Source organism: Sphingomonas sp. Leaf343 (genome assembly GCF_001423765.1).
Lineage (GTDB): Bacteria > Pseudomonadota > Alphaproteobacteria > Sphingomonadales > Sphingomonadaceae > Sphingomonas.
Window position 1 is genome coordinate 347616 of record NZ_LMPG01000011.1, and the last position, 24202, is coordinate 371817.

The following is a 24202-nucleotide window of genomic DNA, read 5'->3' on the forward strand; positions in this document are numbered from 1 at the left end:
GAGTCAGCGTCGCCGCTCGCGATCGGTGAGGATATCGAGAAAGGCGGTGACGCGCGCCGGACGAAAGCGCGTGCCCGGCATCACCGCGTGAATGCCGCCGCGATCGAGCGCCCATCCAGGTAGCAGCCGGACCAGCCGTCCGCTCGCCAGATCGTCCGCCACTGCGAAATCGGGCAGGATCGCGAGCCCGGCGCCGTCGCGCGCCGCCTGCGCCACGCCGGTCGTCGCACTGATCGCCAGCGTCGTCGCGAAGCGCACCGTCTGCGTCGCGCCCGTCTCCGACCGGAACGTCCAGCCGAGCGGATCGCCGAGGTTGCTGTTGGCGACGAACGGCCGCGCCGCGACGTCGGCGGGCGTCGCATCCGGCGCGACCGCATGGTCCGGGCCGGCGACCAGCACCTGCCCGAACGTCCCGATCGACCGCGCGCGCAGCGCGCTGTCGGTCAGCCAGCCGACCCGGATCGCGAGTTCGATATCGCTGCCGACCGGATCGAGCGTCGCATCGCTCAGCATCAGATCGACGGCGCAGCCGGGAAAGCGTTGACGGAACGCGGCGATCGCCGGCACCACCATTGCGACGCCGTAATCGAGCGGCGCGGTCAGCCGCAGCAGCCCGGTCGGCGCGCCGTCCCCCGCCGCCAGACCGTCGAACGCCGCCTGCGCCTCCGACAGGATCCGGGCGCAGTGTTCGTAGAAGATGCGCCCCTCCTCGGTCGGCCGCACGCTGCGGGTCGTGCGGATCAGCAGCGTGGTTTCGAACGCCTGTTCCAGCCGGGCGACCTGACTGCTGACCACCGCCTTCGTGATCCCCAGCCGCGTGGCCGCCGCGGTGAACGATCCGGTTTCGATCACCTCCGCAAAATAGGCGAGCCGTTTCAGATTGTTGATGCCGTGATGGGCGGCGGCGCGCGGACTGTATGCTGTTGGCATACGGTGATGGATAGATCGTCGATCTAGCCCCGGCAATCGGTTGCGCGCATATCTCCGTCATCATGGAGAACAGTCACATGACGACCCGCTTCCTCTACCTCTTCGATCCGCTATGCGGCTGGTGCTACGGCGCGTCGGGTGCCATCGCGACGCTGGCGGCACAGCCCGGCGTGGCGGTCGAGCCGCTGCCCACCGGCCTGTTCGCCGGTGCGGGCGCTCGGACGCTCGACCGGGGCATGGCGACGCACATCTTGACCAGCGACCGCGCGATCGCCGCCGCCACCGGCGCGACGTTCGGCGACGCCTATTGCGCGCGCATCACGGACGGCGGCGACGTGCGGCTGGACAGCGGCCCCGCGACGCTGGCGCTGACCGCGGTCGCGCGTACCGCGCCCGACCGCGAACTGGCGCTGCTCGGCCTGATCCAGCGCGCGCGCTACCATGACGGGCAGGATATCGCCGATACCGGCGTGCTGGCCGATCTGTTGCACGCGGCGGGACTGGAGCGGGCGGCGGTCGCGCTGGTCGCGGACGCGCCCGCGCTGCACGCCGCCACCCGCCAGCGGCTGGACCGCGCCGGGTCGATCCTGCGCGCGCATGGCCTGCGCGGCGTGCCCGCGCTGTTACGGATCGACCGCGACACGCTGACCCCGATCGATACGAACCAGCTATACCGCGACCCGTTGTCGCTGCTGGCCGCCTGATCCGCTTTCACCCCATCACAGGAGACAGACCATGACCGACACGCTGCACTGGCAATCCTTCCCCGCCGGCGAGCACGGCTTCTTCCGCGCCCCCGTGCTGCTATGGGGCGCGACCGAGGCGGTGCTGGTCGATGGCGGCTTCACCCTGCCGGACGGGCGCGCGCTGGCGGAGGCGATCGCCGCGACGGGGCGGACGCTGACCACGATCTATGTCAGCCAGAGCGACCCCGATTATTATTTCAGCCTGGCACCGATCACGGCGGCGTTCCCCGACGCGCGCGTGCTGGCCGCCCCCGAGACGATCGCTGCGATCGAGGCGAACGTGGCGAAGAAGCTGGCGACCTGGGGACCGCAGCTCGGCGACAACGGGCCGAAGACGCTGGACGACGTGGTCATGCCGACACCCTTCACCGACACCGCGCTGACCGTCGATGGCGAGTGCGTCGAGATCGTCGCGGCGGATGGCCCCGCCAACCGGCGTTACCTTTGGGTGCCGTCGCTGTCGGCGATCGTTGGCGGCGTGCTGGTCTTCTCGGGCGTCCATGTCTGGACCGCGGACACCAACAGCGCGGCGGGGCGCGCCGCGTGGATCGCGCAGCTCGACGCGATGCTGGCGCGCGATCCCGCGGTCGTTGTGCCGGGGCACATGACCCCCGACGCGCCGACCGGAGCGGCGGCGCTGACCTACACCCGCGACTACCTGCGCGCGTTCGAGGAGGAACTCGCGAAGGAGCCCGACAGCGCGGCGCTGATCGCGGCGATGACCGCGCGTTACCCCGATGCCGGGATGGGCGTGGCGTTGCAGGTCGGCGCGAAGGTCGCGACCGGCGAGATGGCGTGGGGCTGAACCATGGCGACGAACAAGGACATTATCCGCGCCACCTATGAAGGCTCGTCCGCCGAGAACGGCGCAAACCTGAAGGCCGCGCTCGCGCCGCATGCGACATGGACCGAGGCGGCGGGGTTCCCCTATGCCGGCACCTATGTCGGCTACGACGCGATCGTCGAGAACGTCTTCCACCGGCTCGGCACTGAGTGGGAGGGGTACAAGGCCGAGGTCCACACCTATCTCGAGGACGGCGACCGCGTCGCGGCGTTCGGCGTCTATTCGGGGACGTACCGCGCTACCGGCAAGGCGATGACCGCGACCTTCGCGCACCTCTACCGGCTGGAGGGCGGCAGGATCGTGACGATGGAGCAATATGTCGACAGCGCGACCGTGATGGCGGCGCTGACCCCCAACGATTGAGTGTGGACCGGCGGCAGCGATGCCGCCGGTCGCTGTTCAATAGCCGACCGTAAAGCGCTGGCGACTGTGGGCAGGGCGTTCGATCTCATCGACCATTGCGATGGCATAGTCCGCGAACGAGATGCTCGAGCCCTGGTCATCCGACAGAAGCGCGTCCTTGCCCAGCCGGAACACGCCGGTCCGCTCGCCCGCGACGAACATCGCCGACGGCGACAGGAACGTCCAGTTCAGCGTCGGCTCGGCGCGCAGCAGGTCGAGAAATTCTGCCCCCTTGGTCGCCTCGGGCCGGTAGGCGTCGGGAAAGTCCGGGCTGTCGAGCAACCGGACGCCGGGTGCCACCTCCAAGCTGCCTGCGCCGCCGACCACCAGATAGCGCGGCACGCCCGATTGCCGGACGGCGGCGATCAGCGCGTGCGGATCGCTGGCCGAGAAATGGACCAAGCTGACGACCGCGTCATGCCCCGCGAGCAAGGTCGCCAGTTGCGTCGCGTCCGCCACGTCGCCGTGCACGGCGGTGACGCCGGGCAGCGTCGCGATCCGGTCCGGATGACGCGCGATGGCGGTGACGCTGTGGCCGCGATCCGACAGTTCTTGCAGGATGCACGCACCGGCGTTTCCCGATGCGCCGATGAGGGCGATCTTTGCCATGATGATATCCTTTCGCGAGGAGATCAGTGTGCCTGGCCGTTCAGTCGGTTAAGCGTCGCCGCGAACCGGTCGTCGCGTTCGGCGAAGCGCAGCGGGTGGACGCGCTGGACAAGGATCTCGGCCGGGATCGGCTCCTGCGCGAACAGCGCCAGCACCTCGTCGGCGAAGTCGTCGAGCGGCTGATAGCCCTCGCGCGTCGACTGGCCGGGGGTCAGCTCGGTCTGGACCGCGGGCGGCGCCAGTTCGATGACCTCGACCCTGCCCGCCAGCGCGGTGCGCAGCGAGACGGTGTAGGAATGCAGCGCCGCCTTGGTCGCCGAATAGGTCGGGGTCTGGACCAGCGGCACGAAGGCGAGGCCCGAGGTGACGTTGACGATCGCCCCGTCGCCGCGCGCGACGAGGTGATCGACCAGCGCGTCGATCATGCGGATCGGACCGAGCAGGTTGGTCGCGATCGTGCCTTCCGCATCGCCCAGGTCGCGCGCGGTGTCGAGCGGCTCGACACGCATGATCCCGGCATTGTTGATGAGCACGTTCAGCCCGGGGAAGCGTGCGGTGACGTCCTGCGCGAACGCCCTGATCGCCGCCGGATCGTCGGCATCGAGCATCATCGTGTGGACGTTCTCCCGACCTGCCGCGGCGTCATCGAGCGCCGCGTGCCGCCGTCCGGCGATGATGACGGTGTTGCCCAGATCATGGAAGCGGCGGGCCAGCGCCGCGCCGATGCCGGATCCGCCGCCGGTGATGAGGATGGTGTTGCCGGTACGCTGCATGACGATGTCCTCACCCCGCCTTGCGGGCATTGATGGCGATGTTGATCTTCACGTTCGCAGCGACCGTATCCGGGGTGGCGAACTGACCCTGCCCCACGCCGAACCAGCGCCGGTCGATCGTCAGCGTACCGCGCATCTGTGCGGCATTGCCGTTGATCGCAAGCTGGAACGGCAGGACGATCGGCCTTGCGACACCGCGGATCGTCAGCGTCCCTGCCGCCTGATAGCGGTTGCCGCCCAGGCTTTTGAACGACTTCGACACGAACGTCGCGCGGGGGAAGGCGCGGACGTTGAACCAGTCGGGTGTCGGCAGCGATTCATCGCGCGAGGCGTCACCGGTCGCGGCCGATGCGGTGTCGATCACCGCCGCGACGCTCGATCCGGCGAGATTGGCGGGATCGAACGCGATCCGCGCGTCGAAGCGTTTCAAGCTGCCGTTAATAGCCTGCCCATTCATGCCGGCGACGAACGCGACCTGCGATCGCGCCTTGTCGATGGTCCACGACGGCGCGGGTGCGGCGATGGCGGGGACCGCGACCAGGACGGCGGCGGCGATGGGAAAATGGCGCATGGTCGAGTCTCCTTAGTTGACGGTCGGCGTACTGCGCAGGCCCGGAACCATCCGGCCCAGGACGCCGTCACGCGTGACGAATTGATGCTTGAGCGCGGCGGCGACATGCAGCGCGATCAGCGCCGCGCCGCCCAGCGCGAGATACAGGTGGACGCCACCGCTGACCGCCTCGACCGCCGCCTTGGCGGCAGGGTCCAGCGCGTGGAGAAAGCCGATATGCGGCCACGGAATCGTCTTCCACAGCAGCGTCGGCAGATTGTACTTGCTGACCGACACCATCGCCCAGCCGGTCAGCGGCATGCCGATCATCATGACGTAGAAGAACCAGTGGGTGGCGCTGGCGACCCGGTGCTCCCACGGCTTCATCGGCGCGACGCTGGGCGGCGGCGGGTTGAGCATGCGCCAGGCGAGGCGCGCCACGCTCAGCACCAGCACGGTGATGCCGATCGACTTGTGCAGCTGGAACTTCGCAAACTGGTCCATGCCGGTCAGATAGCCCATCCACCAGCCGAGCAGCAGATTGGCCAGGATCAGCAGCGCGATGATCCAGTGAAGGACCATGGCGACGGTCGAGTAGCGGGTGCGCATGGAGGATCCCCTTCGACGCGAGATGACGCGCCGCCCGGCCGCGCCGGACGGAGCATCAAGAGCGAACGATCAGCCCTTGTATTCGAACGCCGCGCTGATCGCGATGGTCGTCTCGTCGCTGACCATCGGCGCGTACTTGCTGACGCCGAACTCGGTCCGCTTGATGACGCCGCTGCCCTTGAAGCCGAGCGTATACGCCTTGTTCATCGGATTGGTCGCCGCCGCATCGAACGTCGCATCGAGCGTCACCGGCCGGGTCACGCCGTGCAGCGTCAGGTTGCCCGCCACGGTCGCCGTCGTCGCGCCGGTGCGCGTGACCCTGGTCGACACGAAACGCATCTCGGGGAACTTCGCGGCATCGAGCCAGTCGGCGCCCACCAGTTCGTTGTCGAGCGTCGCATTGGTGGTCGACACGGTCGCGACCGGCACCGCCACGTCGAGCTTCGTCGCCGCCAGGTTCTTTGGATCGATCGTCAGGCTGCCCTTCGCGCCCGGGAAGGTGCCGAAGAATTCGTTGATGCCGAAATGGTTCACGCCGAACCGCACCAGCGTGTGATAGGTTTCGACGGTGTAGGTGCCCGCCTTGATGCTGGCGGGAGCAGCGGCGGGCGCAGTCTGCGCCACCGTCGCAGTGGTGGCGGCAAGCGCGGTGATCGACAGGGCGGCGGCGATCATCATCTTCATGGCAGTTTCCCTTTCTCTTGGGCGGACGCTCCGTGACCGGCAGCGATGCTGTGGCGTATGTGGCCGGGAATGATCGTCCCGGGCAGCGGAATAGTTTCGACCAGATCGTTCGACCGTTTCGAACGATCCTATTCAAGCGTCGCGAGCGCGCTTTGGGCGTAGGGCACGATCGGCTGTTCCCTGTGCACCCGCCGTGGCCAGTCCGGATTGGCGATCAGTGCACGGCCGACCGCGATGAAATCGAAATCGCCGCGCTCCATCCGCCTGCGCAACAGCGGCAGATTGTCGGCGGCCTCGCTGCCCGATCCGTCGAAGCTGTCGATCAGGTCGCGCTGCAGCGTCACCGAACCGACCGCGATGCCCGGCTTGCCCGACAGTTTCTGGGCCCAGGCCGCCAGATGCAGGTCGGTCCCGAACTCGCCCTCCCAGAAGCGCCGCTGCGACGCGTGGAACGCATCGACCCCGGCATCGACCAGCGGCTCCAGAAACGCCGCCATTTCCGTCGGATTCGCGAACAGCCGCGCGCCGAAATCATGCATCTTCCACTGCGAGAAGCGCAGCGTGACGGGAAAGCGAGGCCCCGCGCGGCGCTTGATCTCCTGCACGATCTCGACCGCGAAACGGGTGCGCCCGGCCACGTCGCCGCCATAGCGATCCGTGCGGCGATTGGTGTCCGCCCAGAAGAACTGGTCGATTAGATAGCCATGCCCGGAATGAAGCTCGACGCCATCGAACCCGAGTTGCTTCGCGGACAGGGCCGCGGTCGCATAGGCGTCGATGACCGCGTCGATCTCCGCCTGCGACGCCGGCGTGTCGGTCGCGGTCGGCGCGATGCCGACGCCGCCGGTCATCCCCGACGGCCCGAACAGGTGCCCGCGCGACGCACCCGACTTGTCGAGCAGCTGCCCGACATGCCACAGCTGCGGCATGATCGCGGCGCCGGCGGCGTGGACCTCGTCGACCACATGCTTCCACCCCGCAAGCGCGGTGTCGCCGTGGAAGGTCGGCGCATCGGAATCGTCCGACGCGCTCCAGTGCGGCACCCATGTGCCTTCGGTGACGATCAGCCCGACGCCCCCTTCCGCGCGTCGCCGGTAATAGGCCGCGACGTCGGGGCCGGGCACCCCGCCGGGCGAGCGCGACCGCGTCATCGGCGCCATCACGATACGATTGCGGACGTTGAGCGCACCGATATGCCCAGACCGGAACAGGATATCGTGGTGCAGCGCCGTTGGGTCCAGACTTACCATATCGCCATGCCTCCATCGACCTTGATATCGACGCCCGTCACGAACGAACTTTCGTCGGACGCGAGGAACAGCGCGACGTTGGCGACCTCGCCCGGCTTGCCGAGCCGTCCGACCAGCGTCTTGCCGAGCATATAGTCGGCCCACTCCTTGTCCTTCAGCTGCTCGACCGTCTGGCTGGTCTCGATCACGCCAGGCGAGATCGAGTTGGCGCGCATCCCGTGGTCGCGGCCCTCCATCGCCAGCTGCTTGGTCATGCCGACGATGCCCATCTTCGCGGTCGCGTGCGCCAGCCCGCCCAGCGTCCGGAACACCCGATGCCCGGTCAGCGAGGCTGTGTTGACGATCGTCCCGCCGCTGGCCTTCAGATGCGGCCACGCGCTCTTGGTCAGGAAGAACACCAGATCGACCTCGTCGCGCGTATTCTGCCGCCACTCGTCCTCGGTGATGTCCTCGATCCAGTTGAAATGCGCCATCGCCGCATTGTTGAATAGCACGTCGATCCGGCCAAATTCGCGAGTCGCGAAGTCCACGACCTGCTGGCATCCCGCCATCGTGCCGAGATCGGCGGGGTGGATCGACACCATCCGCCCGCCCGCCGCCGTCACCGCATCGACCGTAGCCTGCGCGCCCGCGGCATTCACGTCGGTCCCGACCACCAGCGCGCCTTCCGCGGCGAAGCGCAACGCCGCCTCGCGCCCGATGCTGCCGCCGGAGCCGGTGATGATGCACACCTTGTCCTGCAAACGTTCCGCCATGTCCGTCACTCCTGTCGGAAGGTCAGCCGACCCGATATTGCCCGCCGTCGACGACGACCGCCTGCGCGGTCATGAACGCTGCGTCGTCGCTGGTCAGGAACAGCACCGGGCCGACGATCTCGTCGGGTTCGGCGAAGCGCTGGATCGCCTGCGCCTGCCACACCGCGCGTCGCGCCTCCTCGCCCTGCGCCTCGGTGGCGACGGTGTGGGTCAGACCGGGCAGGATTGCGTTGCAGGTGATGCCGTCGGCCGCGACGTCGTTTGCGAGGCCACGCATGAAGCCGATGATGCCCATCTTCGACGCCATGTGCTGGCTCATGCCCTGCACGTTTAGGCCGATCGAGTTGGACGAAATGCCGACGAACCGGCCCCAACCGTTGCGCCGCATCGCCGGCAGGAACTGCTTGGCCGACAGGAACTGGGCGTCGAGGTTGACCGACATCGTGCGGCGCCAGGTTTCAAAATTGAGTTCGTCGATGAGGTGGTTGGGATAATAGGCCGCGTTGTTGACCACGATGCCGACATCGCCGAACGCTGCGCTTGCGGCTCGTTCGATCGCCGCCCAGCCCTCAGGACTCGACACGTCGGCGGCGACGCCAATCGCACTCGCACCGATCGCGGCGACAGTGTCATCGGGCATGGAAAGGTCTGCAGCCACGACTTTCGCGCCGCGTCGTGAAAACCCTAGGGCGATCGCAGCGCCGATACCCCGACCGGCGCCCGTGACAATAGCGACGCGACCTTGATGTGTGGAAAAATCTGTCATGGAGTCCTCGCTGTCTGTTCGAGACCGACCGATAGGGGCATCCGGCCTACGTCATCGCCGTGCGACGAGATCACATGCGAGTGCTGTTCGTGAAACCCAGCTAATATAGGAATGAGCGTTCGATAAACTCGAACCTTTCGCACAATGATTGTCCGCTTTAGACATTGGACCCAACGCGATTCAGCATTCCGTCGATGTCTAATGAACAGATGGCGGGATTGGGGAACGGGAACGGCGCAGCGAATGACCGAAAGTGGGTCAAATCGCCAAGCCTTGCTAAGACGTTGTTACCACCATCGTTACGCGGCGGTTGGCGGGGGCGACCTCCTCGTCGCGGGTCATGTCGAGCAGCGGACGACCGTCGGCGGCCCAATGGACGCGACGCACCCGCGCATCACGCCCGTCGCCGCCGACGCCATTGCCCCAGGTATGGTAGACATAGAGTGTGTTGCCGTCCTCGTCGGTGGTGAAGGCGCCATGCCCCGGCCCCTGTTCGTAGCGGCGATAGTCGGTGACCCCGGCCGGCATCGCCACGCTCTTCTGCAACGGAGCCGCCCATTTCCGCCACGAGTCGATCCGCGTCAGATCGGCATCGAGCGGTGCGGAGATGCCGTTGACGACATAGGTTGGGCTGACCCCCGAGCTGGAATAGACGAGCGTCAGCCGCCCCTTGCGGCTGAGCGCGAACGCGCCCTCGGCAAGATTCTCCTCGACCGAGGTCTGCGGCGCGATGATCGGCATCGGCGCGCCGGCCAGCCGTGTCGGATGCGAGGGGTCGACCGGCGCGATCCACGTCAGCGGATCGCCGAGCGAGCCCGACGCCGGCAGATAGCGCTGCGACCAGATGTAATAAGCCCGTTCCCCGACCGTGAAGAACGACATGTCGAGGCTTATGTTCGTCGGCATCTCCGCGCGGCCGAGCGGGGTGCCGTCGGCCTTGCGGATCGCGGCGGGCCGCGACCAGTCGGCCGGGTTGGCGGGATCGCCGCCCTCGCGCAACTGGATGAGGTGCGACGCGACCCGCGACCACACGCCGCCTTCGTTCGACTGGTCGTCCTTCGGGTTGAAGCAGGGCGCGAACAGGATCGACAGCTTGCCGCCGATCTCGTGGATTTCGGGCGCCCAGTAACAGCCGGCGATCACGCGGCCTTCGGTGGTGCGGTCACGGCGGGCGCGGCGGTTGAGCAGGTCGACCTCGCGCGCGCGCGCGCCACTGGCATCGGCGAGGTCTGCAATCCGGTCGGCGACGCGCAGCGGCAGGTGCACGGAGCCGACATTGTCGTTGTCGGTGTCGTCGGTGGCGGTGAGCAGATAGCGCACCCGCCCGTCCTTCTCCCAGCGATAAATGTCGGGATCGGCGCGGTTATAGGCGAAGATCGCCGGATAGCGCCGCTGGCGGACCGTGCCATGGACCAGATAGCGGCCCGGTCGCGTGAGCTTCGCCAGATCGGCGGCATCCCAGTCGACCGCGCGCGTCGCGGTGGAGCCGTCCGAATAGCCGAGCGTCACCCGCGCGCTACCAAGATCGGTGCTGCGACCCGCGGCGATCTTTTGCGGCGCGACCGTCGCGCTGGTGTTGACGACGCGGCCGAAGCGATGGGTGAGGGCGGCTGCGGTTTCGGCGCTGATCGCCAGCGTATCGGAGGTGGTCACCGCCCCGATCCGCGCGTCGCCGACATTGCCGGCCGAGACGATCCGCCGCCGCCGCCCCCCGTCGTCCGGCTGCCACGTCGCAGCCTGCCACTCGGTCCGAGCCAGATTGGCGACCGTCGTCCAGCGCTGCTGCGCGTTGCCGTCAGTCCATGATACGAGATAGCGACGCGCAGCGCTGTCCCAGATCGCGTGCGGCTGCGCAACGCCATCGGCGCTGCGCAGGTCGAGCGTGCCCAACTCCTCGAAGTCGCCCGCGCGCGCGATATCGCTGCGGAAGATCACAGTCGCCGTCTCGGCGGGATCGGGCTTGCCCGCCATATCGACCCGCGTCGCGATCACGCCGAGCGCACCGTCTGCGAAGTGGAACAGCGACGGATCGGCGACCCCGCGCAATGCGACCCGGTCGACGCCGGTATAATCGCCCTTCGCGAACAGCACGCCATAATCGTCGTTGAGCGGCGTCATGCGACCATCGGCGCCGGAGAGCGTGAGATGCACGCTGCGCGCCACGGTCGGCTGGTTCGCGTCATGCGCGCCGGTGGGCGTGCGCGCATAGGCTTCCAACTGCCGAGCGCCGCTGCTGAGCACGCGGACCGTGAAGCTTTTGGTGAGCGTCGTCCCGTCCGCACGCGTCAGTCTGCCCTCGAGCCGAACGACCCGCGCCGCCGCATCGCGGTTGGTGAGGACGTCGTCGCGCAACGCCTGCCCGTCGGCGCGCCATGTCGCGGCGAAGCCGACCGGCACCGGCAGCTGCGTCCCCGACGCCAGCACCGGAGGCACCACCCAGCGTGCCGTGACGTCGGCGCCCTCCGGCGTCGTGCTGCGCCAGTGCGCCTCGATCCGCTCGCGTTCGGCCGCGGTGATCGACAGGACGGTGCCGTGGCGCGGCGACGGCGGCAGGTGGAAGTCGCGCGGATAGGTCCAGGCGATCTTGCCGTCGAGCGCGTTGGTGGCGAGCGGGATATAGCCGGCCCCGCCGTAATCATCGACCCACAGGAAGTATTTGAACCCGCTTGTGTCGCCCGGATTGGCGACGAAGGCGGTAGGCCCCTCCACTTCGGGCGTGCCGGCGCGACGGCCGATGCAGCGATCGAGGATCTTCCATTGCCCCGAGGCGCCGTCAGTGCGCAGCGATGGCGAGACCTGCGCCAGGATGTCGCTCGATGCGCAGGCGCGCGCGTCGCTGATCTTGGTGAAGCGGTAATAAAGGCCGCGATCCTTCATCACGGTCGCGTCGATCATCCCCTTGGCCCTGACCGCGCCCGGCACGTCGGCGGCCTTGAACCATGGCGTCGGGGTGGTGAAGGTGCGGAAGTCGCGGGTTGTGGCGGTCAGGATCTGCGGTCCCTCGCCATCCTCCACCATATGTGCCGCGTCCTTGTAGAGCGTCGAGGTCCAATAGACGACATAGGCGCCGATTGTCGGGTCATAGGTCGCCTCGGGCGCCCACGTCATGCCGGCAGCAGGCAGGTTGACGCGAACGTGGCGCTGCTTGCCCCAATGGATCAGGTCGGTGGATTCCCAGATCTCGAGATACTGGCTGCCGTGGCGCGTCGCGTCGCCCCAGCCGGTGCGCGCTGCCGACAGATCGGTGGCGAGCAGGAAGAAACGGTCACCCTCCGCGGAGCGCATGATGAACGGGTCGCGCAGCCCGCGCGTGCCCTCATTCGATTGTAGCATCGGCCGGCCATCGTTGAGCGTCTTCCACTGCAGGGCATTGTTGCCGTCAGAAATCGCGAACCGCAGCTTCTCGCCGTCGATCGTGTTCTCGGTAAAATAGACGAAGAGATAGGCCGCGCCGGCAGGCGCAGGCGCAACGGGTTCGGCCGCCGACGTCGCGCCGCTCAGCGCGACCGCCGCGGCGAGCAGCAGCAGGGGGCGCGCGAACCCTGAGGTGAACTTCAACCATCGTCTCCCGATCGCCGGGCGGTCGATCCGCCGGGCCGTCATCGTCTCTAGGGCGTTGATTCCGTCAAGTCGAAGCTCCGGCCGACCGATCTTCGAAGCTCGCTCGCTCACCGAACCTCGTCGTCCCGGATCAAGCCCGGGACGATGAATAAAGGCTAGCCGGTCGTTTAGCTAGAACCGGAACCGTCCGCCCACTGAGCGGGCTCGCCTCCCAGCGCTTGCGTGGCTCTATGCACAGGCGGGTGCGGGACACTCCTATTCAGTGCGCTACCCGATTGCGCGAGAGGGAAGGGGCGGGCTGAACACCGAACGAGCGTGGTTGGTGAAGCCATCATAGCTAATCTGACGGCGACCAAGCCGTGATTAACGAGTGTCCGCTTTCGGGAACCGGCCGAGGACGTCTGGACGTCCGCTTCTGGGTCATCACGTCCTTGGGGCGCGATCCGCACAGGACGGCGCACTTCCCACGAGATTATCGTCCTATCGGTCGTTCAAACTTCGGTCAGCCGCCCCGTCTTTCCCGTCGAATTGCAGCTCTGATCCTGCGCGAAAGACTTATTTCACAACGCGCAGATGTGCTGCGGAGTCGGGAGTAGGGCGCAGCAGGTCATCCACTCGAGCGGCGAGATCGACCTGCCGAAATGGCTTCGCCAGGCGCGGAACATCGAGAGGTACGTCATCGCCCGCTGCCGCATAACCAGTCACTAGCAAGGTCGGCAGCCGCACGCCGGAGTTTCGCAGTTCGCTGATAAGTTGACCGCCGGTCATGGCCGGCATCAGGTAATCGCTCACCAGGATGTCGACTTCCAGTCCGGCCCGGACCGCTGCCAGCACCTGCGACGCCGAGCTCATTTCAACTACGGTGTAGCCCAGGTCGCGCAGCATGTCGGCGGTGGCCGCGCGCACGAGATCCTCGTCATCAACCAGCAGCACGGTCGCGGCGCGCCGGGCGGCGATTGGCTCGGCTCGCTGCTCGCCCGCGTCGCTCGCCGGCTCGTCGGTCGCCGGCAGCCACAGCTCGACCGTGGTGCCCGAACCCGGCTCGCTCGACAGCCTGAGCGTGCCGCCGGACTGCGCGGCGAGCCCGTAGACCATCGACAGGCCAAGGCCAGTGCCCTTGCCGACCCCCTTGGTTGAGAAGAACGGCTCCGTCGCCCGGGCGAGCGTCGTACGGTCCATCCCGGTGCCAGTGTCGACGGCGAGTAGCCTTACATAATCGCCGGCATCGAGCCCGATCGCGTTGCGCTGGTCGACGACGACATCCGCGACCGTCAGCGTCAGTCGACCGCCGCCCGGCATCGCGTCGCGTGCGTTGATCGCGAGGTTGAGCAGCGCCAGTTCGAGCTGGTTGGGGTCGACGCGTGCCGACGGTAAATGCCGCGGCACCTCGAGCACGACGGCGATCGACGGCCCCAGCGAGCGCCGGATCAGGTCGACGATGCCGTCGATCAGGGCGCCGACGTCGACTGCGCGGGGCTGCAGCGCCTGGCGGCGGGCAAACGACAGCAGCCGCTGGGTCAGCGTTGCCGCGCGTTCGGCGGCCTGGAGCGCGCCCCCGATCATCCGCTGGGTGCGCTCGTCGTCCTTGTGGCGGCGGCGCATAAGGTCAAGGCTGCCGACGATCGGCGTCAGCAGGTTGTTGAAGTCGTGCGCCACCCCGCCGGTCAGCTGACCGATCGCGTCCATCTTCTGCGCCTGGGCGAGCTGCGCATCGGCGTCCTTGCGATCGGTCACGTCGGAGACAACGCCCGTCATCCGCACGGGAACGCCGCTCTCGTCGTAGCGGACTCGGCCCTTGGCAACGATCCAGCGGCGGCTGCCGTCGGCGGCGACGATGCCGCACTCGATGTCGAGCAGTCCGGTCGTCGGTGCCGCAGCGAAAGCCTCCGACACAATGTCGCGCTGCGCGGGCTCGACGTGCCTGAGAAACGCGTCGACATTCCAGTCGGGCAGCGCCTGCGCATAGCCGAAGATTTGATCATGGCGCAGCGTCCTCCCAGCCACTCCGGTCAGCAGGTCGATGTCCCAGCTGCCCATTCCGGCCGCGTCCAGTGCGATCTCAAGGCTCTCGCGCGCCGCCTCCAGTTCACGGGTGCGATCAACGACCGCGCGCTCCAGCTTGCCGGCCGCGTCGCGCACCTCATATTGCCGGGACCGAGCCTTCAACGCCGAGCGAACCGCGCCCAACATCGCCTCAGCGTGCAGCGGACGTTCGAGGAGCACCACGTTGCCGAGCTCGCCGAGGCGACGGGTCGCGGCGGCGCTTCGCGGCGCGCGGACGCCGTTGGCCAGCACAACGAAGGGGATGTCGGCCCACGCCGGCTGAGCGGCGACCCATGTTGCGAGGTCACCCATGTCGCCCGCCAGCAGTGCCTCTTCGGTCAGCATTACGGCGCCGGCGCCGGTGTTCAAATGATCGAGGAGCGCCGCCTGATTTGCACAGATGATGGTGCGAATGTCGTGCCGACCTAGCAACTCCGCAGCGATCGCCGCGTCCCGCCCGCGCGGTGCCAGGATCAGAACCCGTTCGGGCATATCAGCCGTGCTGGTCCAAAGTGCCCATCTGACTAGCCATCAGCGTCTTTCCTTCGCCTGAGAAGGTCGGCACGCCGGTGAGTACCCCCTGGAACTCGCGCAGCGGTCCGCCGACTTGCAGCCCGTTGCCGCCAATTTGGAACTCACGAATTGTGCGCTCGTGCCGTGCCGTACGGGTCTTGATGACCGAGATCGCCTGGCGGACCTCGCCATACGCTTCAAAATAGCGCAGCTGAACGACGGTGTCGGACAAGTAGCTGAGATCAACGTCGGAGCGGATGTCGCCCATTACGCCGTGCAGCCCCAGGATCAGCAGGCTGACCACGCCCTTCTGCCCGAGATAAGTCAGCATCTCGTGCATCTGCAACACCAGGAACTGCTCGTTGGGCATCGACTGGAGGTAGGCATTGAGGCTGTCGATGATGACGAAGCTCGCGCCCTGCTCCTCGACCGCAGCGCGGATCGAGCCGGCGAACTCGCCGGGTGACATTTCGGCCGGGTCGATCGAACGCAGGTCCAGCCGGCCGTCATCGATATAGGGCTGGAGGTCCATGCCGAGCGCCGCGCTGCGCGCGAGCAGCGTCGGCAGCCGTTCGTCGAACAGGAAATATGCCGCTTTCTCGCCGCGGCGGAGTGCCGCGACCATGCATTGCACCGAGGCGGTCGTCTTGCCGACGCCGGCAGGGCCGGTGAGCAGCGTCGCGGTGCCGGGTACGAGCCCGCCGCCGAGCAGGTCATCGAGCTCGGTCGATCCCGTCGAGATTGGCGCGCCGGCCTCACTGGTGTCATGGTCGGACGCCACCAGCCGGGGGTACACGCGCAGACCGCCGCGCTCGATCTCAAAATCGTGATAGCCGCCGCGATACTGCAGTCCGCGCATCTTCACGACGTGAAGGCGACGACGCTGCGCGCCAAACCCGGACAGGGTCTGCTCCAGCGAGACGACACCGTGGGCGATGCTGTGCAGCTGAAGGTCGCTGCCCGCACCGCTCTTGTCGTCGAGGAACAGCACCGTACAGCGACGGGTCGAGAAGAAGTGCTTGAGCGCCAGGATCTGGCGGCGATAGCGGATCGGGCTCTGCGCGAGCAGCCGAAGTTCCGACAGGCTGTCGAGCACGATCCGGCTCGGCCGGCTCTCGTCCACCTTCGCCATCACGTCGCGCACCGTCTCACCAAGCTCGACCTCGCTGGGATGGAGCAACGTCTGTTCCTGATCCTCGCCCAGTCCGTCGGCAGGCACCATCTCGAACAACTCGACGGGATCGAGCGTCCAGCCATGCGTCGCGGCCACGGCGCGCAGCTCAACCTCGGTCTCCGCTAGCGTGATGTAGAGCCCGGTCTCTCCGATCGCGGCACCCGCCAACAGGAAGCCAAGGCCAAGAGTAGTCTTGCCGGTGCCCGGCGTGCCCTCGACCAGATACATGCGGTGTGGGGTCAGGCCGCCATTCAGGATGTCGTCGAGCCCGGCGATGCCGGTCAGGGCCCGGTCGGGCAGTGCTTGCGTCGCCGACACCATCGTCTCCCGCGTCCAATAAGTCGGTAGCCACCAGGCGTCCCACGATATGGTCGGCTAACGCGTTGATGAGAATATGCAAAGCGGAGATGTCTCCGCCTGAGGAGGTAGGCACACGCCCTCCCAGGCGCGGACTACTCTGCGTGGTGGCAGACCGCGGGGATCGCTGCAATGTCGCGCCGCTGCGGAACGCGTCGCGGATTACGGCTTCGATGACGGCCACTTGATTCACTGCAGGCTTCCGACGAGCAGCACGAACTAATGTCCGAAATTAGGTAGCAGAGGAAGGCCGGCGAGCGTCTGCATCTGGGTCATGCTTGACTCAAAATTCGGAGCGACGGACGCCCAGCTTATGAGCGCTGCGTCACCCCCTCCGGCGCCAGCCGGTTGATCACGCTATAGTTTACCGCGGTCCACCATTCCGAGCCCTCGCCAGCCAGGCCGTCTTCAGACGCCTGGATTGCAGCGTGTTCCTCGCTGACTAGGTAATCCTCGACATCGTTCATGCACGCAAAAGCGAAAATCGAGACGGCGTCGATCTTGGAGCCTTCCGGGTCCTTCTGCGTCGATCCGATGTTGTGAAGTTGCGCATAGCGGCGCACCAGTTCTTTGGTCGTGGGCTGGCCGAGTACAAGATCCGCGTGCTCCCCAAGCAATCGCCGCTGGAACACCTCGCGGGACAGTTCCGGCCGGCGCATGTGGATTTTGACGAGGCTGATTGCGTCGCGGTGCCGCGTGCTCGGGATCAGGATGTACTCACGGGTGATCTCCCGAGGCACCATCCGAAATGCGGTCTGCTCGTCGGCGATGATGCGTTTGGCGAACTTCTCCTGGCCGAGCGTCGCCTCGATGTCGTCCTCCTTGGCATAGGCGATATAGGCAAGACCATCCCAGCGGGGGCGCTTGAGCTCGGGTACATGCTGCCAAGGATCGGAAGGAAGCCGGCCGCTGTCGTCTACCATCGCGCGATAAGGCGGAGGGAAAGCGGATGAGGGGCCTGACGCGACGCGATGCACCTGATCGTAGCGCAATACCTTCGCCGACGAACTACCCGGCTCGTCCCAGGCAAATTTGGGGCCGTGAACCTTGCGCCAATACTCGTCCCAATGTTCGAAAGCGATGTTGGGCTCGCCTTCAAGTGCAAGGGCGCTGGCGCGCCAGTTCGGAAAATGCACCTCGTGCCCATGCCGACTCTTTGCCGAGCCACTATCCTGAGGCCGCTCGCCGCGAGCCGTGTTGTCCACGCGGCTGACGAAGGTCGGTGTGACGATCAACGGCTTGCCGTCAGGCGCATGAGTGTCGCTCAACGGCGGGCGATGCAAATTGTCGGTGCGGTCAAAGCTGGTCATCGGACGCCTCATGGGATCAGGCGGTCGGCAGGCAGCCGCTCGAACAGCGAGAACAACGCATCATCTGTTGCGCGGTATCCGGCGAACCCTGTCGCCTCCTCCTGCTGGTGTCCCTTGCCACCCTGACGGGGCGACCAAAAATCGTGTCGGTTCGCCGGGGAGACGCAGGGCGTGAGGTGCGGGGTCGCCCGGCCAGGACCGCCGCAACCGGGTCTTGCAGATGCAGCGCACACCTCAGCGATTCAGGCCATAAACCCTACATCGCGCCGCTGATGCTAATGATAGTTTGTCAGTCGCAGTCGTTGCGTCCGAGTGGATTTCACCCCGCATCCAGCCATTAATCGAGCAGTCCAGGACTGAGGGGGGCAACGCGCAACCCTTCTTGGCGCCGTAGTCGCGACGAATGACGGTCCCTCCGCTGACGAACCCCATCGACCGCAAGGCGCCCGGTCGGTTCACCTTCCCACGCGCCCCGTGGCGAGCATTTCCCCTCATAAAGTAATGCTTTGTCGCAATCCCCATCGGGTTGATGGGACATCAGCGACGAACATCGGGGGCCAAGAATGAACGTTGATGCCGAATGGCTTTTCAGGGCCAGTATGACCTCATTGATCGTCGGCCTTGTAGCCTTCCCAGTGGGAGCGGCTGGTCAGAGCGCCACGTGGGATGCAGCGGGCCAGGGCGCTGTTTCAAACACAGATCAAAGCGACGATGATATCGTCGTGACCGGGATACGAAGTGGCATCGAACGGGCGGTGAAGCTGAAGCGGGACGCGGACAGCATCGTTGATGTCATCAGCGCGGAAGACATTGGACGCTTCCCTGACGTGAACGTTGCGGAATCCGTACAGCGCATCTCTGGCGTCCAGATCAACCGTACACGTGGCGAAGGACGCAGCGTTAATATCCGTGGTTTGCCCGATACGTTCACCTTGGTGACCTTGAACGGTCGCAGCGTACCGAACGCGATCAACGATCTGTTCACAACATTCTCGCGGTCGTTCGACTTCTCGGCGTTGCCATCGGAATTCGTCCGTACGCTGGAGGTCTACAAGTCCCCCACAGCCGATCTGGATGACGGTGGTCTGGCTGGGACCGTGAACATTCGCACACCGCGTCCGCTAGATATCGATCGCCGGGTGCTGGCGTTCTCGGCGCAGGCCGAACACGAAAGCAATTCGGGTAAAACTTCGCCCCGCATCTCTGGTCTTTTCGCAGACAGCTTCCTTGACGGTCGGCTCGGGATCACGCTCGGCGGTTCCTACACGCAGCGACGTCCGCAGACGCACCAGATCGAAACCGGCTGGAATACGGTGACCGAGGGGCAGGGCGTGCCGCTCGGCGGTGGCAGCGACGATCTGAACGGCGACGGGCTCGTGACCCCCAATCGGCTTGTGCGTATCCCGGGCCTCATCATCCACGACATGTTCACCGAGGATAACCGCCGCCTGAGCGGGTTGGCGTCAGTCCAATTTCGCGCAAGCGACGCGTTCGAGGTCTACGTCGACGGTTTCTATACGAAGGTCGACGTCGGTGCAGTTCGACAGGAAAACTACCAGAACTTCGCCAATGCATCGGGCGTGATCGTCTCCAGGACGGAGATGCTCGATGGGGTCGAGACGGCGACCGACTTCACCGTCGCCAATCTTGATCTTCGCAACGGTGGCCGATACCAAAATCGCGACGGCTATATTCGCTCTTTGGTCGGCGGTGCTAAATTCCAGGCCGACGCCTGGACGATCGTGGTCGAGGGATCGGCGCAACGTTCCCGCCAGCGGCGCGACACGCTCAACATCGCCGACAGCATCAACGGGACGGCGCGCATCATAGCGCGACCAGGCGATGATATACCCGGCATCACCTATCTCGACGGTTTCGACGCCCGCAAGCTCGACCCCGCCAACTTCCGGCTGTTGAGCCTGAATGGCGAGCTCAATCGCGTTACCAACGATCGTATGTGGGATGCCAAGCTTGATATTCGCCGTGACTTTGGTGAGCGGGGTCTCACCACCGTCCGCGCCGGCGCCAAGTATGTCGATCGCTCGCTGTACCAGGACAACAAGACACTTACGATCTCGGCTGCCGGCGTATCGCAACTCTATGGCGGTCTTCCGGCTGGGCCGATCGTGGGATCATTCAGCGCCGCCCCGTTCATGATTCCGATTGCGCCGGGGGCGGGATCGTTCCTGGGCAGCTATGACGGCAATGCCGCATATCCCAGCCGCTGGCTTGGGTCAGATGCACGGTCATTCGTCAAGCGCTTCAGCGATACTCAGCTGACCGCGGCGGGCACTTACACCAACGATGCCACGGGTATCCTCAACGTCGATGAACAGACGCTCGCGCTGTATGCCCGTGGCGATATCGCATTTGGGAAACTGACGGGAAACATCGGCTTCCGCGCGGTGCGTACGGGCCAGAACACCGTCGGCGTAAGCCCGGACCTGAATGGTATCACCGTGGAGGTGGAAACGGGGATGATTACGCGTGTGCCGGCGTCTGCTGCGCTGGCGGTGAAGCGCAGCTATTGGGATTATCTGCCCAGTGTGAACCTGAAATACGAAGCGACTGACACACTACAGTTTCGCTTGTCAGCATCTAGGACGATCACGCGGCCTAATCTCGGCGACATATCGCCTACAACGACGGCGAACGGCAACGCGCTGACGGTAACGCGCAACAATCCTTATCTCGATCCCTTTCGAGCGAACAACATCGATGCCACCATCGAATATTACTTCGGTCGTGACGCGCTGGTCGGGGCATCGCTCTTCTACAAGAATCTGGAAAGTTTGATACGGCGCGAGACCAGCATCCAGTCGCTGCCCGTTTCCTATATTCGCACCACCGGCACCACCACTATCCAGACGGATTTTACGGTCAGCGAGCTGGTCAATGGATCGGGTGTCGACCTCAAGGGCGTCGAGCTGTACTTTCAACAGGCGTTCACCTGGCTGCCTTCGCCGCTCGACGGCTTCGGTACGATCCTGAACTATACGTACATCGACAACAGCGATCCCACTCAGCTCACCGCCGCGTCCAAGCATAACTACAACGTCATCGGGTATTATGAAAAGGGGCCGGTCGGCGCACGACTGTCCTACTCCTGGCGCAGCAGCTACCTCGCGGCAGCGGCCGTCTCGCCGGCGATGGGGCGTATCAACCGAGCGTTTGGCACGCTGGACGGCAGCATCAGCCTGAAGGTAGCGCCAAGGATATCCATTGTCATCGAAGGGGTGAACCTGCTCGATCGCGATGAGATCGTGGAATATACGACCGGTTTGCCGGCCAATTACCTCGACGCCGGCCGCCGCGTGTTCGGCGGGGTCCGCGTCAGCTTCTAAACAGTCATGACAGGACGCCGCCTCTCAAGTGACGAAGGGGCGTTCGGGACAAGGAGAATTTATGTCCGATCCGATCGATCGCCGCGGCGTACTTCTGGCCGGAAGCGGCGGCGCTTTTGGCTTATATTCCTGGGCCGCGGCGCACGCCTTCACGCCGCAGCCCAAGCAGAACCTGCGTCTCGATCGACTGCCGGTGGCCAGACCGAAGAACATCCTGGTCGTGCTGACCGACGATCATCGATACGACGCGATGGGCTTCATGAAGGCGCAGGATTTCGGCGATACGCCAACACTGGACCGGCTCGCGCGGGAGGGTACCCATTTCCGCAACGCGTTCGTCACCACCGCGCTGTGTTCGCCGAGCCGCGCATCGATTTTCACGGGCCTGTATGCCCATCAGCACAAGGTCGTCGACAACAACCATCCAATCCCACCTGGCCTGATCTTCTATCCGCAATATCTTCAGGAAGCGGGCTACGACACGGCCTTCATCGGCAAATGGCACATGGGCGACGAAGGCGATGCGCCGCAGCCTGGGTTTGACCACTGGGTCAGCTTCAAGGGGCAGGGAACCTATCTTCCCAGCCAGGACGGCCTGAACGTCAATGGCCGTCAGGTTCCGCAAAAAGGGTACATCACGGACGAACTGTCCGACTATGCGCTCGACTGGATCGGCCGTCGGGATCAGAAGCGGCCCTGGATGATGCACCTTGCCCACAAGGCGGTGCATTCGGAATTTATCCCGGCGGACCGCCATAAAGGCCGCTACGACAAGGAGACGTTTCGCTATCCCGCCAACATGAAGCCAGGAGCGCCCGGTCGGCCGATGTGGGTGGAGAACCAGCGCAACAGCTGGCACGGTGTCGATTACGCCTATCACGGCAACCTCGACATCGCCGACTACTACAAGCGCTACATGGAAACGCTGCTCGCGGTGGACGAGGGGTTAGCGCGGATCATCGACCTGCTAGAAAAACGCGGTGAACTCGATGACACGCTCATTCTCTATCTAGGCGACAATGGCTTCATGTTCGGCGAACATGGCCTCATCGACAAGCGGGCGGCTTACGAGGAATCGATGCGCATCCCGATGATCGCCCGCTGTCCTTCGCTGTTCCCGGCCGGCAGCACCGTCGAGGCGGTGGTCGCCAACATCGACATCGCACCGACTATGCTGGCAGCCGCGGGGCTGAAAGCGCCGGCGGCCATGGCAGGGGCCGACATGCTGCCGTTGGTCCGCAACCCCAAGGCACCGTGGCGCGACGAGTTGCTGTACGAATATTACTGGGAGCGCAATTTCCCGCAGACGCCGACCGTCCACGCACTGCGCGAGGATCGCTACAAGTACATCCACTTTCACGGCATCTGGGATCTGGACGAACTCTACGACATTGCTGCTGACCCTCAAGAAAACAATAACTTGCTGGCGAGGCCTGGCCACGAAGAGCTTGCCGACCGATTGAGCGGCAAGCTCTTCAGGCTGCTGGAAGAAACAAACGGCATGCAAATACCGCTAGCCGCCGACGGCGGCTTCCAGGGCAAGCTGCGCAGTCCAACAGGGGCAAAACAAGCGGCATTCCCGCCGTCCTTTTTTCAAAGACCACGACGACCGTAGGTCCGGCGGCTTACAAGAACCGTGGCCGACGACGCTTCGTCTCTGCGCCTTATCAAGCAAAAGAGACGAGGCTGAAGGTCATACTTGCTGTGGAGCGTCTCAGGTAGATCACGTGCGAGAAGGTGGATGAACGAACGGCGGAAGTAGGAAGGCAGGTAGAGCGCCTTAAATGTCCGCAATTGGGTCGATGCTACCATCATCGCGCAATCGAGCCGTGAAGCGGGTGGAGCATCACCTCGTCGCGTCGAGAATGACGGCGACTGTCTCCTCCGGCGTGTCNCCCAGCGGGTCCAGAAATCGGTCAGCCGGTCGCGCCGGCCTTAAATGTCCGCAATTGGGTCGATGCTACCATCATCGCGCAATCGAGCCGTGAAGCGGGTGGAGCATCACCTCGTCGCGTCGAGAATGACGGCGACTGTCTCCTCCGGCGTGTCCCACATAGGAAAGTGGCCGCTGCCATCAAACCAGTGGAGCTCGGCGCCGGGAAAGGCTGCCTGCGCGCGCGCAGCCTGTCTGGGGAGGCAGAGCCGGTCGTGCCTGCCCCACCCGATGACGACCCGGCCGGTGCCGGCAGCGGCGGGACCGGACTGCTCAGGTCCCGTGGCAAGGCTCCGGACCAGCGCATCGAACGTCGGCGTTGTACTGAGACCTTCCAGCTCGGTCGCGACGGTCTCCCCGTCAAGCGCCCAAGGACGCGCGGAGAGCTGCGCGAGCAGCGCCGTGCGCGACGCTGCATTCCGGCTCAACGCCGGCAGGCCTGGCCGGATGGCCCGCAGTAAGCGACCGGAGGCGCCGATGGTGGTTTTGAAGAAGGTGCGCTCCCAGCCCCGCCAGAAGCCGCCCGGATCGAGCGCGACGACGTTCCCGACGAGTCCGCGCCGTGCGAGCTCAAGCACGATCCGCGCACCCATGGAACTGCCGACGACATCGACGCCGGACAAGCCAGCYTYCGCGATGTAACGCTCGACGCTGCCGACCAGACCATCGAACGTCCCGCTGTCGGATTCGGCAAGGGTAGCCCCATGGCCGGGAAGGTCGACCGCGATGACCTTTCGCGAGGCGCTGAGTGGGTCCAAGACGGTACTCCACGATTGCCAACTCCCGCCCAGGCCGTGGATCAAAAGCAGCGTGCGGCCAGTGCCGCGCTCAATCGTGTTCATGCCGTCTCCGCCTCGTCGTTGTGAGAAGCTCAACGAGCCCGGTMGCTTCGCGGGCCCGGCTTTTATCGGCCGACGGGCGCTGGAGATCGGCCCATAGGCCCGCGCCGGCAGGCGGTGGGGCCGGGAAAGTCTGCCTGTTCAGAAAAGGGTCATTGAACATGAACGAGCGACCGCTTGCGAGTAAGCGCTACGACTGCACTGAATGGC

19 protein-coding genes are annotated in these 24202 nt (G+C 65.5%); 5 read left to right on the plus strand and 14 right to left on the minus strand.

Features of this window, described 5'->3' with window-relative positions:
• Window positions 1–3 precede the first annotated feature (3 nt).
• On the minus strand, window positions 4–930 hold the full coding sequence (locus ASG07_RS09395) for a LysR family transcriptional regulator (RefSeq protein ID WP_055844883.1): 927 nt from the start codon (window positions 928–930) through the stop codon (window positions 4–6).
• A gap of 77 nt (window positions 931–1007) precedes the next feature.
• Between ASG07_RS09395 and ASG07_RS09400 the strand changes: the two genes are divergently transcribed.
• The 3 genes from ASG07_RS09400 to ASG07_RS09410 are packed head-to-tail and all read left to right on the plus strand — an operon-like array spanning window position 1008 to window position 2883.
• Window positions 1008–1634, plus strand: a complete 627-nt coding sequence (locus ASG07_RS09400; protein WP_055844886.1) for a DsbA family protein — start codon at window positions 1008–1010, stop codon at window positions 1632–1634.
• A 31-nt stretch (window positions 1635–1665) separates the two neighbouring features.
• Window positions 1666–2481: an MBL fold metallo-hydrolase gene (locus tag ASG07_RS09405; RefSeq protein WP_156361806.1), complete on the plus strand. Its 816-nt coding sequence runs from the start codon at window positions 1666–1668 to the stop codon at window positions 2479–2481.
• A gap of 3 nt (window positions 2482–2484) precedes the next feature.
• Window positions 2485–2883 (plus strand): nuclear transport factor 2 family protein, encoded by a 399-nt coding sequence (locus tag ASG07_RS09410; RefSeq protein WP_055844889.1) that lies wholly within the window; start codon window positions 2485–2487, stop codon window positions 2881–2883.
• 36 nt (window positions 2884–2919) lie between these two features.
• Here the strand turns inward: ASG07_RS09410 and ASG07_RS09415 are convergent, their stop codons facing one another.
• From ASG07_RS09415 to ASG07_RS09470, 12 genes are all read right to left on the minus strand, one after another.
• Window positions 2920–3531, minus strand: a complete 612-nt coding sequence (locus ASG07_RS09415) for an NAD(P)-dependent oxidoreductase (protein WP_055844892.1) — start codon at window positions 3529–3531, stop codon at window positions 2920–2922.
• 23 nt (window positions 3532–3554) lie between these two features.
• Window positions 3555–4304, minus strand: coding sequence for an SDR family oxidoreductase (locus ASG07_RS09420; protein WP_055845097.1), 750 nt, complete (start codon window positions 4302–4304; stop codon window positions 3555–3557).
• A 10-nt stretch (window positions 4305–4314) separates the two neighbouring features.
• A complete protein-coding gene (locus tag ASG07_RS09425) occupies window positions 4315–4875 on the minus strand; it encodes a YceI family protein (protein ID WP_055844894.1) in 561 nt (186 codons plus the stop codon).
• Between the two features lie 12 nt (window positions 4876–4887).
• Complete coding sequence (locus ASG07_RS09430; RefSeq protein WP_055844897.1) at window positions 4888–5463, minus strand: cytochrome b; 576 nt, start codon at window positions 5461–5463, stop codon at window positions 4888–4890.
• Between the two features lie 69 nt (window positions 5464–5532).
• Complete coding sequence (locus ASG07_RS09435; RefSeq protein ID WP_156361807.1) at window positions 5533–6147, minus strand: YceI family protein; 615 nt, start codon at window positions 6145–6147, stop codon at window positions 5533–5535.
• 128 nt (window positions 6148–6275) lie between these two features.
• Complete coding sequence (locus tag ASG07_RS09440) at window positions 6276–7397, minus strand: oxidoreductase (RefSeq protein ID WP_055844900.1); 1122 nt, start codon at window positions 7395–7397, stop codon at window positions 6276–6278.
• Window positions 7391–8152 (minus strand): SDR family NAD(P)-dependent oxidoreductase, encoded by a 762-nt coding sequence (locus tag ASG07_RS09445; RefSeq protein ID WP_082474689.1) that lies wholly within the window; start codon window positions 8150–8152, stop codon window positions 7391–7393. Before ASG07_RS09445 ends, ASG07_RS09440 begins: the two co-directional genes overlap by 7 nt.
• A gap of 22 nt (window positions 8153–8174) precedes the next feature.
• The gene (locus ASG07_RS09450) at window positions 8175–8918 is read right to left on the minus strand and encodes an SDR family NAD(P)-dependent oxidoreductase (RefSeq protein ID WP_055844907.1); all 744 of its coding nucleotides are present in this window, start codon (window positions 8916–8918) and stop codon (window positions 8175–8177) included.
• Window positions 8919–9194: 276 nt separating this feature from the next.
• Complete coding sequence (locus ASG07_RS09455) at window positions 9195–12476, minus strand: family 43 glycosylhydrolase (protein WP_201780986.1); 3282 nt, start codon at window positions 12474–12476, stop codon at window positions 9195–9197.
• A 558-nt stretch (window positions 12477–13034) separates the two neighbouring features.
• The gene (locus tag ASG07_RS09460) at window positions 13035–15014 is read right to left on the minus strand and encodes a PAS domain-containing hybrid sensor histidine kinase/response regulator (RefSeq protein WP_055844913.1); all 1980 of its coding nucleotides are present in this window, start codon (window positions 15012–15014) and stop codon (window positions 13035–13037) included.
• 1 nt (window position 15015) lies between these two features.
• Window positions 15016–16530 (minus strand): ATPase domain-containing protein, encoded by a 1515-nt coding sequence (locus ASG07_RS09465; protein WP_055844916.1) that lies wholly within the window; start codon window positions 16528–16530, stop codon window positions 15016–15018.
• 347 nt (window positions 16531–16877) lie between these two features.
• A complete protein-coding gene (locus tag ASG07_RS09470) occupies window positions 16878–17876 on the minus strand; it encodes a hypothetical protein (protein ID WP_055844919.1) in 999 nt (332 codons plus the stop codon).
• 563 nt (window positions 17877–18439) lie between these two features.
• On the opposite strand from ASG07_RS09470, the gene ASG07_RS09475 reads away from it, so the two are divergent.
• A complete protein-coding gene (locus ASG07_RS09475; protein WP_082474690.1) occupies window positions 18440–21220 on the plus strand; it encodes a TonB-dependent receptor in 2781 nt (926 codons plus the stop codon).
• Between the two features lie 61 nt (window positions 21221–21281).
• On the plus strand, window positions 21282–22835 hold the full coding sequence (locus ASG07_RS09480; protein WP_082474691.1) for a sulfatase family protein: 1554 nt from the start codon (window positions 21282–21284) through the stop codon (window positions 22833–22835).
• 386 nt (window positions 22836–23221) lie between these two features.
• On the opposite strand, the gene ASG07_RS09485 is transcribed toward ASG07_RS09480, so the two are convergent.
• A complete protein-coding gene (locus tag ASG07_RS09485; protein WP_055844926.1) occupies window positions 23222–23995 on the minus strand; it encodes an alpha/beta fold hydrolase in 774 nt (257 codons plus the stop codon).
• Window positions 23996–24202: the final 207 nt, after the last annotated feature.

What these genes read in the sequence shown, in the direction of transcription:
- ASG07_RS09425 (WP_055844894.1), bottom strand. Translation starts at nt 4,875, where the DNA reads ATGCGCCATTTTCCCATCGCCGCCGCCGTCCTGGTCGCGGTCCCCGCC.
- ASG07_RS09445 (WP_082474689.1), bottom strand. Translation starts at nt 8,152, where the DNA reads ATGGCGGAACGTTTGCAGGACAAGGTGTGCATCATCACCGGCTCCGGC.
- ASG07_RS09440 (WP_055844900.1), bottom strand. Translation starts at nt 7,397, where the DNA reads ATGGTAAGTCTGGACCCAACGGCGCTGCACCACGATATCCTGTTCCGG.
- ASG07_RS09400 (WP_055844886.1), top strand. Translation starts at nt 1,008, where the DNA reads ATGACGACCCGCTTCCTCTACCTCTTCGATCCGCTATGCGGCTGGTGC.
- ASG07_RS09415 (WP_055844892.1), bottom strand. Translation starts at nt 3,531, where the DNA reads ATGGCAAAGATCGCCCTCATCGGCGCATCGGGAAACGCCGGTGCGTGC.
- ASG07_RS09480 (WP_082474691.1), top strand. Translation starts at nt 21,282, where the DNA reads ATGTCCGATCCGATCGATCGCCGCGGCGTACTTCTGGCCGGAAGCGGC.
- ASG07_RS09435 (WP_156361807.1), bottom strand. Translation starts at nt 6,147, where the DNA reads ATGAAGATGATGATCGCCGCCGCCCTGTCGATCACCGCGCTTGCCGCC.
- ASG07_RS09420 (WP_055845097.1), bottom strand. Translation starts at nt 4,304, where the DNA reads ATGCAGCGTACCGGCAACACCATCCTCATCACCGGCGGCGGATCCGGC.
- ASG07_RS09430 (WP_055844897.1), bottom strand. Translation starts at nt 5,463, where the DNA reads ATGCGCACCCGCTACTCGACCGTCGCCATGGTCCTTCACTGGATCATC.
- ASG07_RS09410 (WP_055844889.1), top strand. Translation starts at nt 2,485, where the DNA reads ATGGCGACGAACAAGGACATTATCCGCGCCACCTATGAAGGCTCGTCC.
- ASG07_RS09465 (WP_055844916.1), bottom strand. Translation starts at nt 16,530, where the DNA reads ATGGTGTCGGCGACGCAAGCACTGCCCGACCGGGCCCTGACCGGCATC.
- ASG07_RS09450 (WP_055844907.1), bottom strand. Translation starts at nt 8,918, where the DNA reads ATGACAGATTTTTCCACACATCAAGGTCGCGTCGCTATTGTCACGGGC.
- ASG07_RS09395 (WP_055844883.1), bottom strand. Translation starts at nt 930, where the DNA reads ATGCCAACAGCATACAGTCCGCGCGCCGCCGCCCATCACGGCATCAAC.
- ASG07_RS09470 (WP_055844919.1), bottom strand. Translation starts at nt 17,876, where the DNA reads ATGACCAGCTTTGACCGCACCGACAATTTGCATCGCCCGCCGTTGAGC.
- ASG07_RS09405 (WP_156361806.1), top strand. Translation starts at nt 1,666, where the DNA reads ATGACCGACACGCTGCACTGGCAATCCTTCCCCGCCGGCGAGCACGGC.
- ASG07_RS09475 (WP_082474690.1), top strand. Translation starts at nt 18,440, where the DNA reads ATGAACGTTGATGCCGAATGGCTTTTCAGGGCCAGTATGACCTCATTG.
- ASG07_RS09460 (WP_055844913.1), bottom strand. Translation starts at nt 15,014, where the DNA reads ATGCCCGAACGGGTTCTGATCCTGGCACCGCGCGGGCGGGACGCGGCG.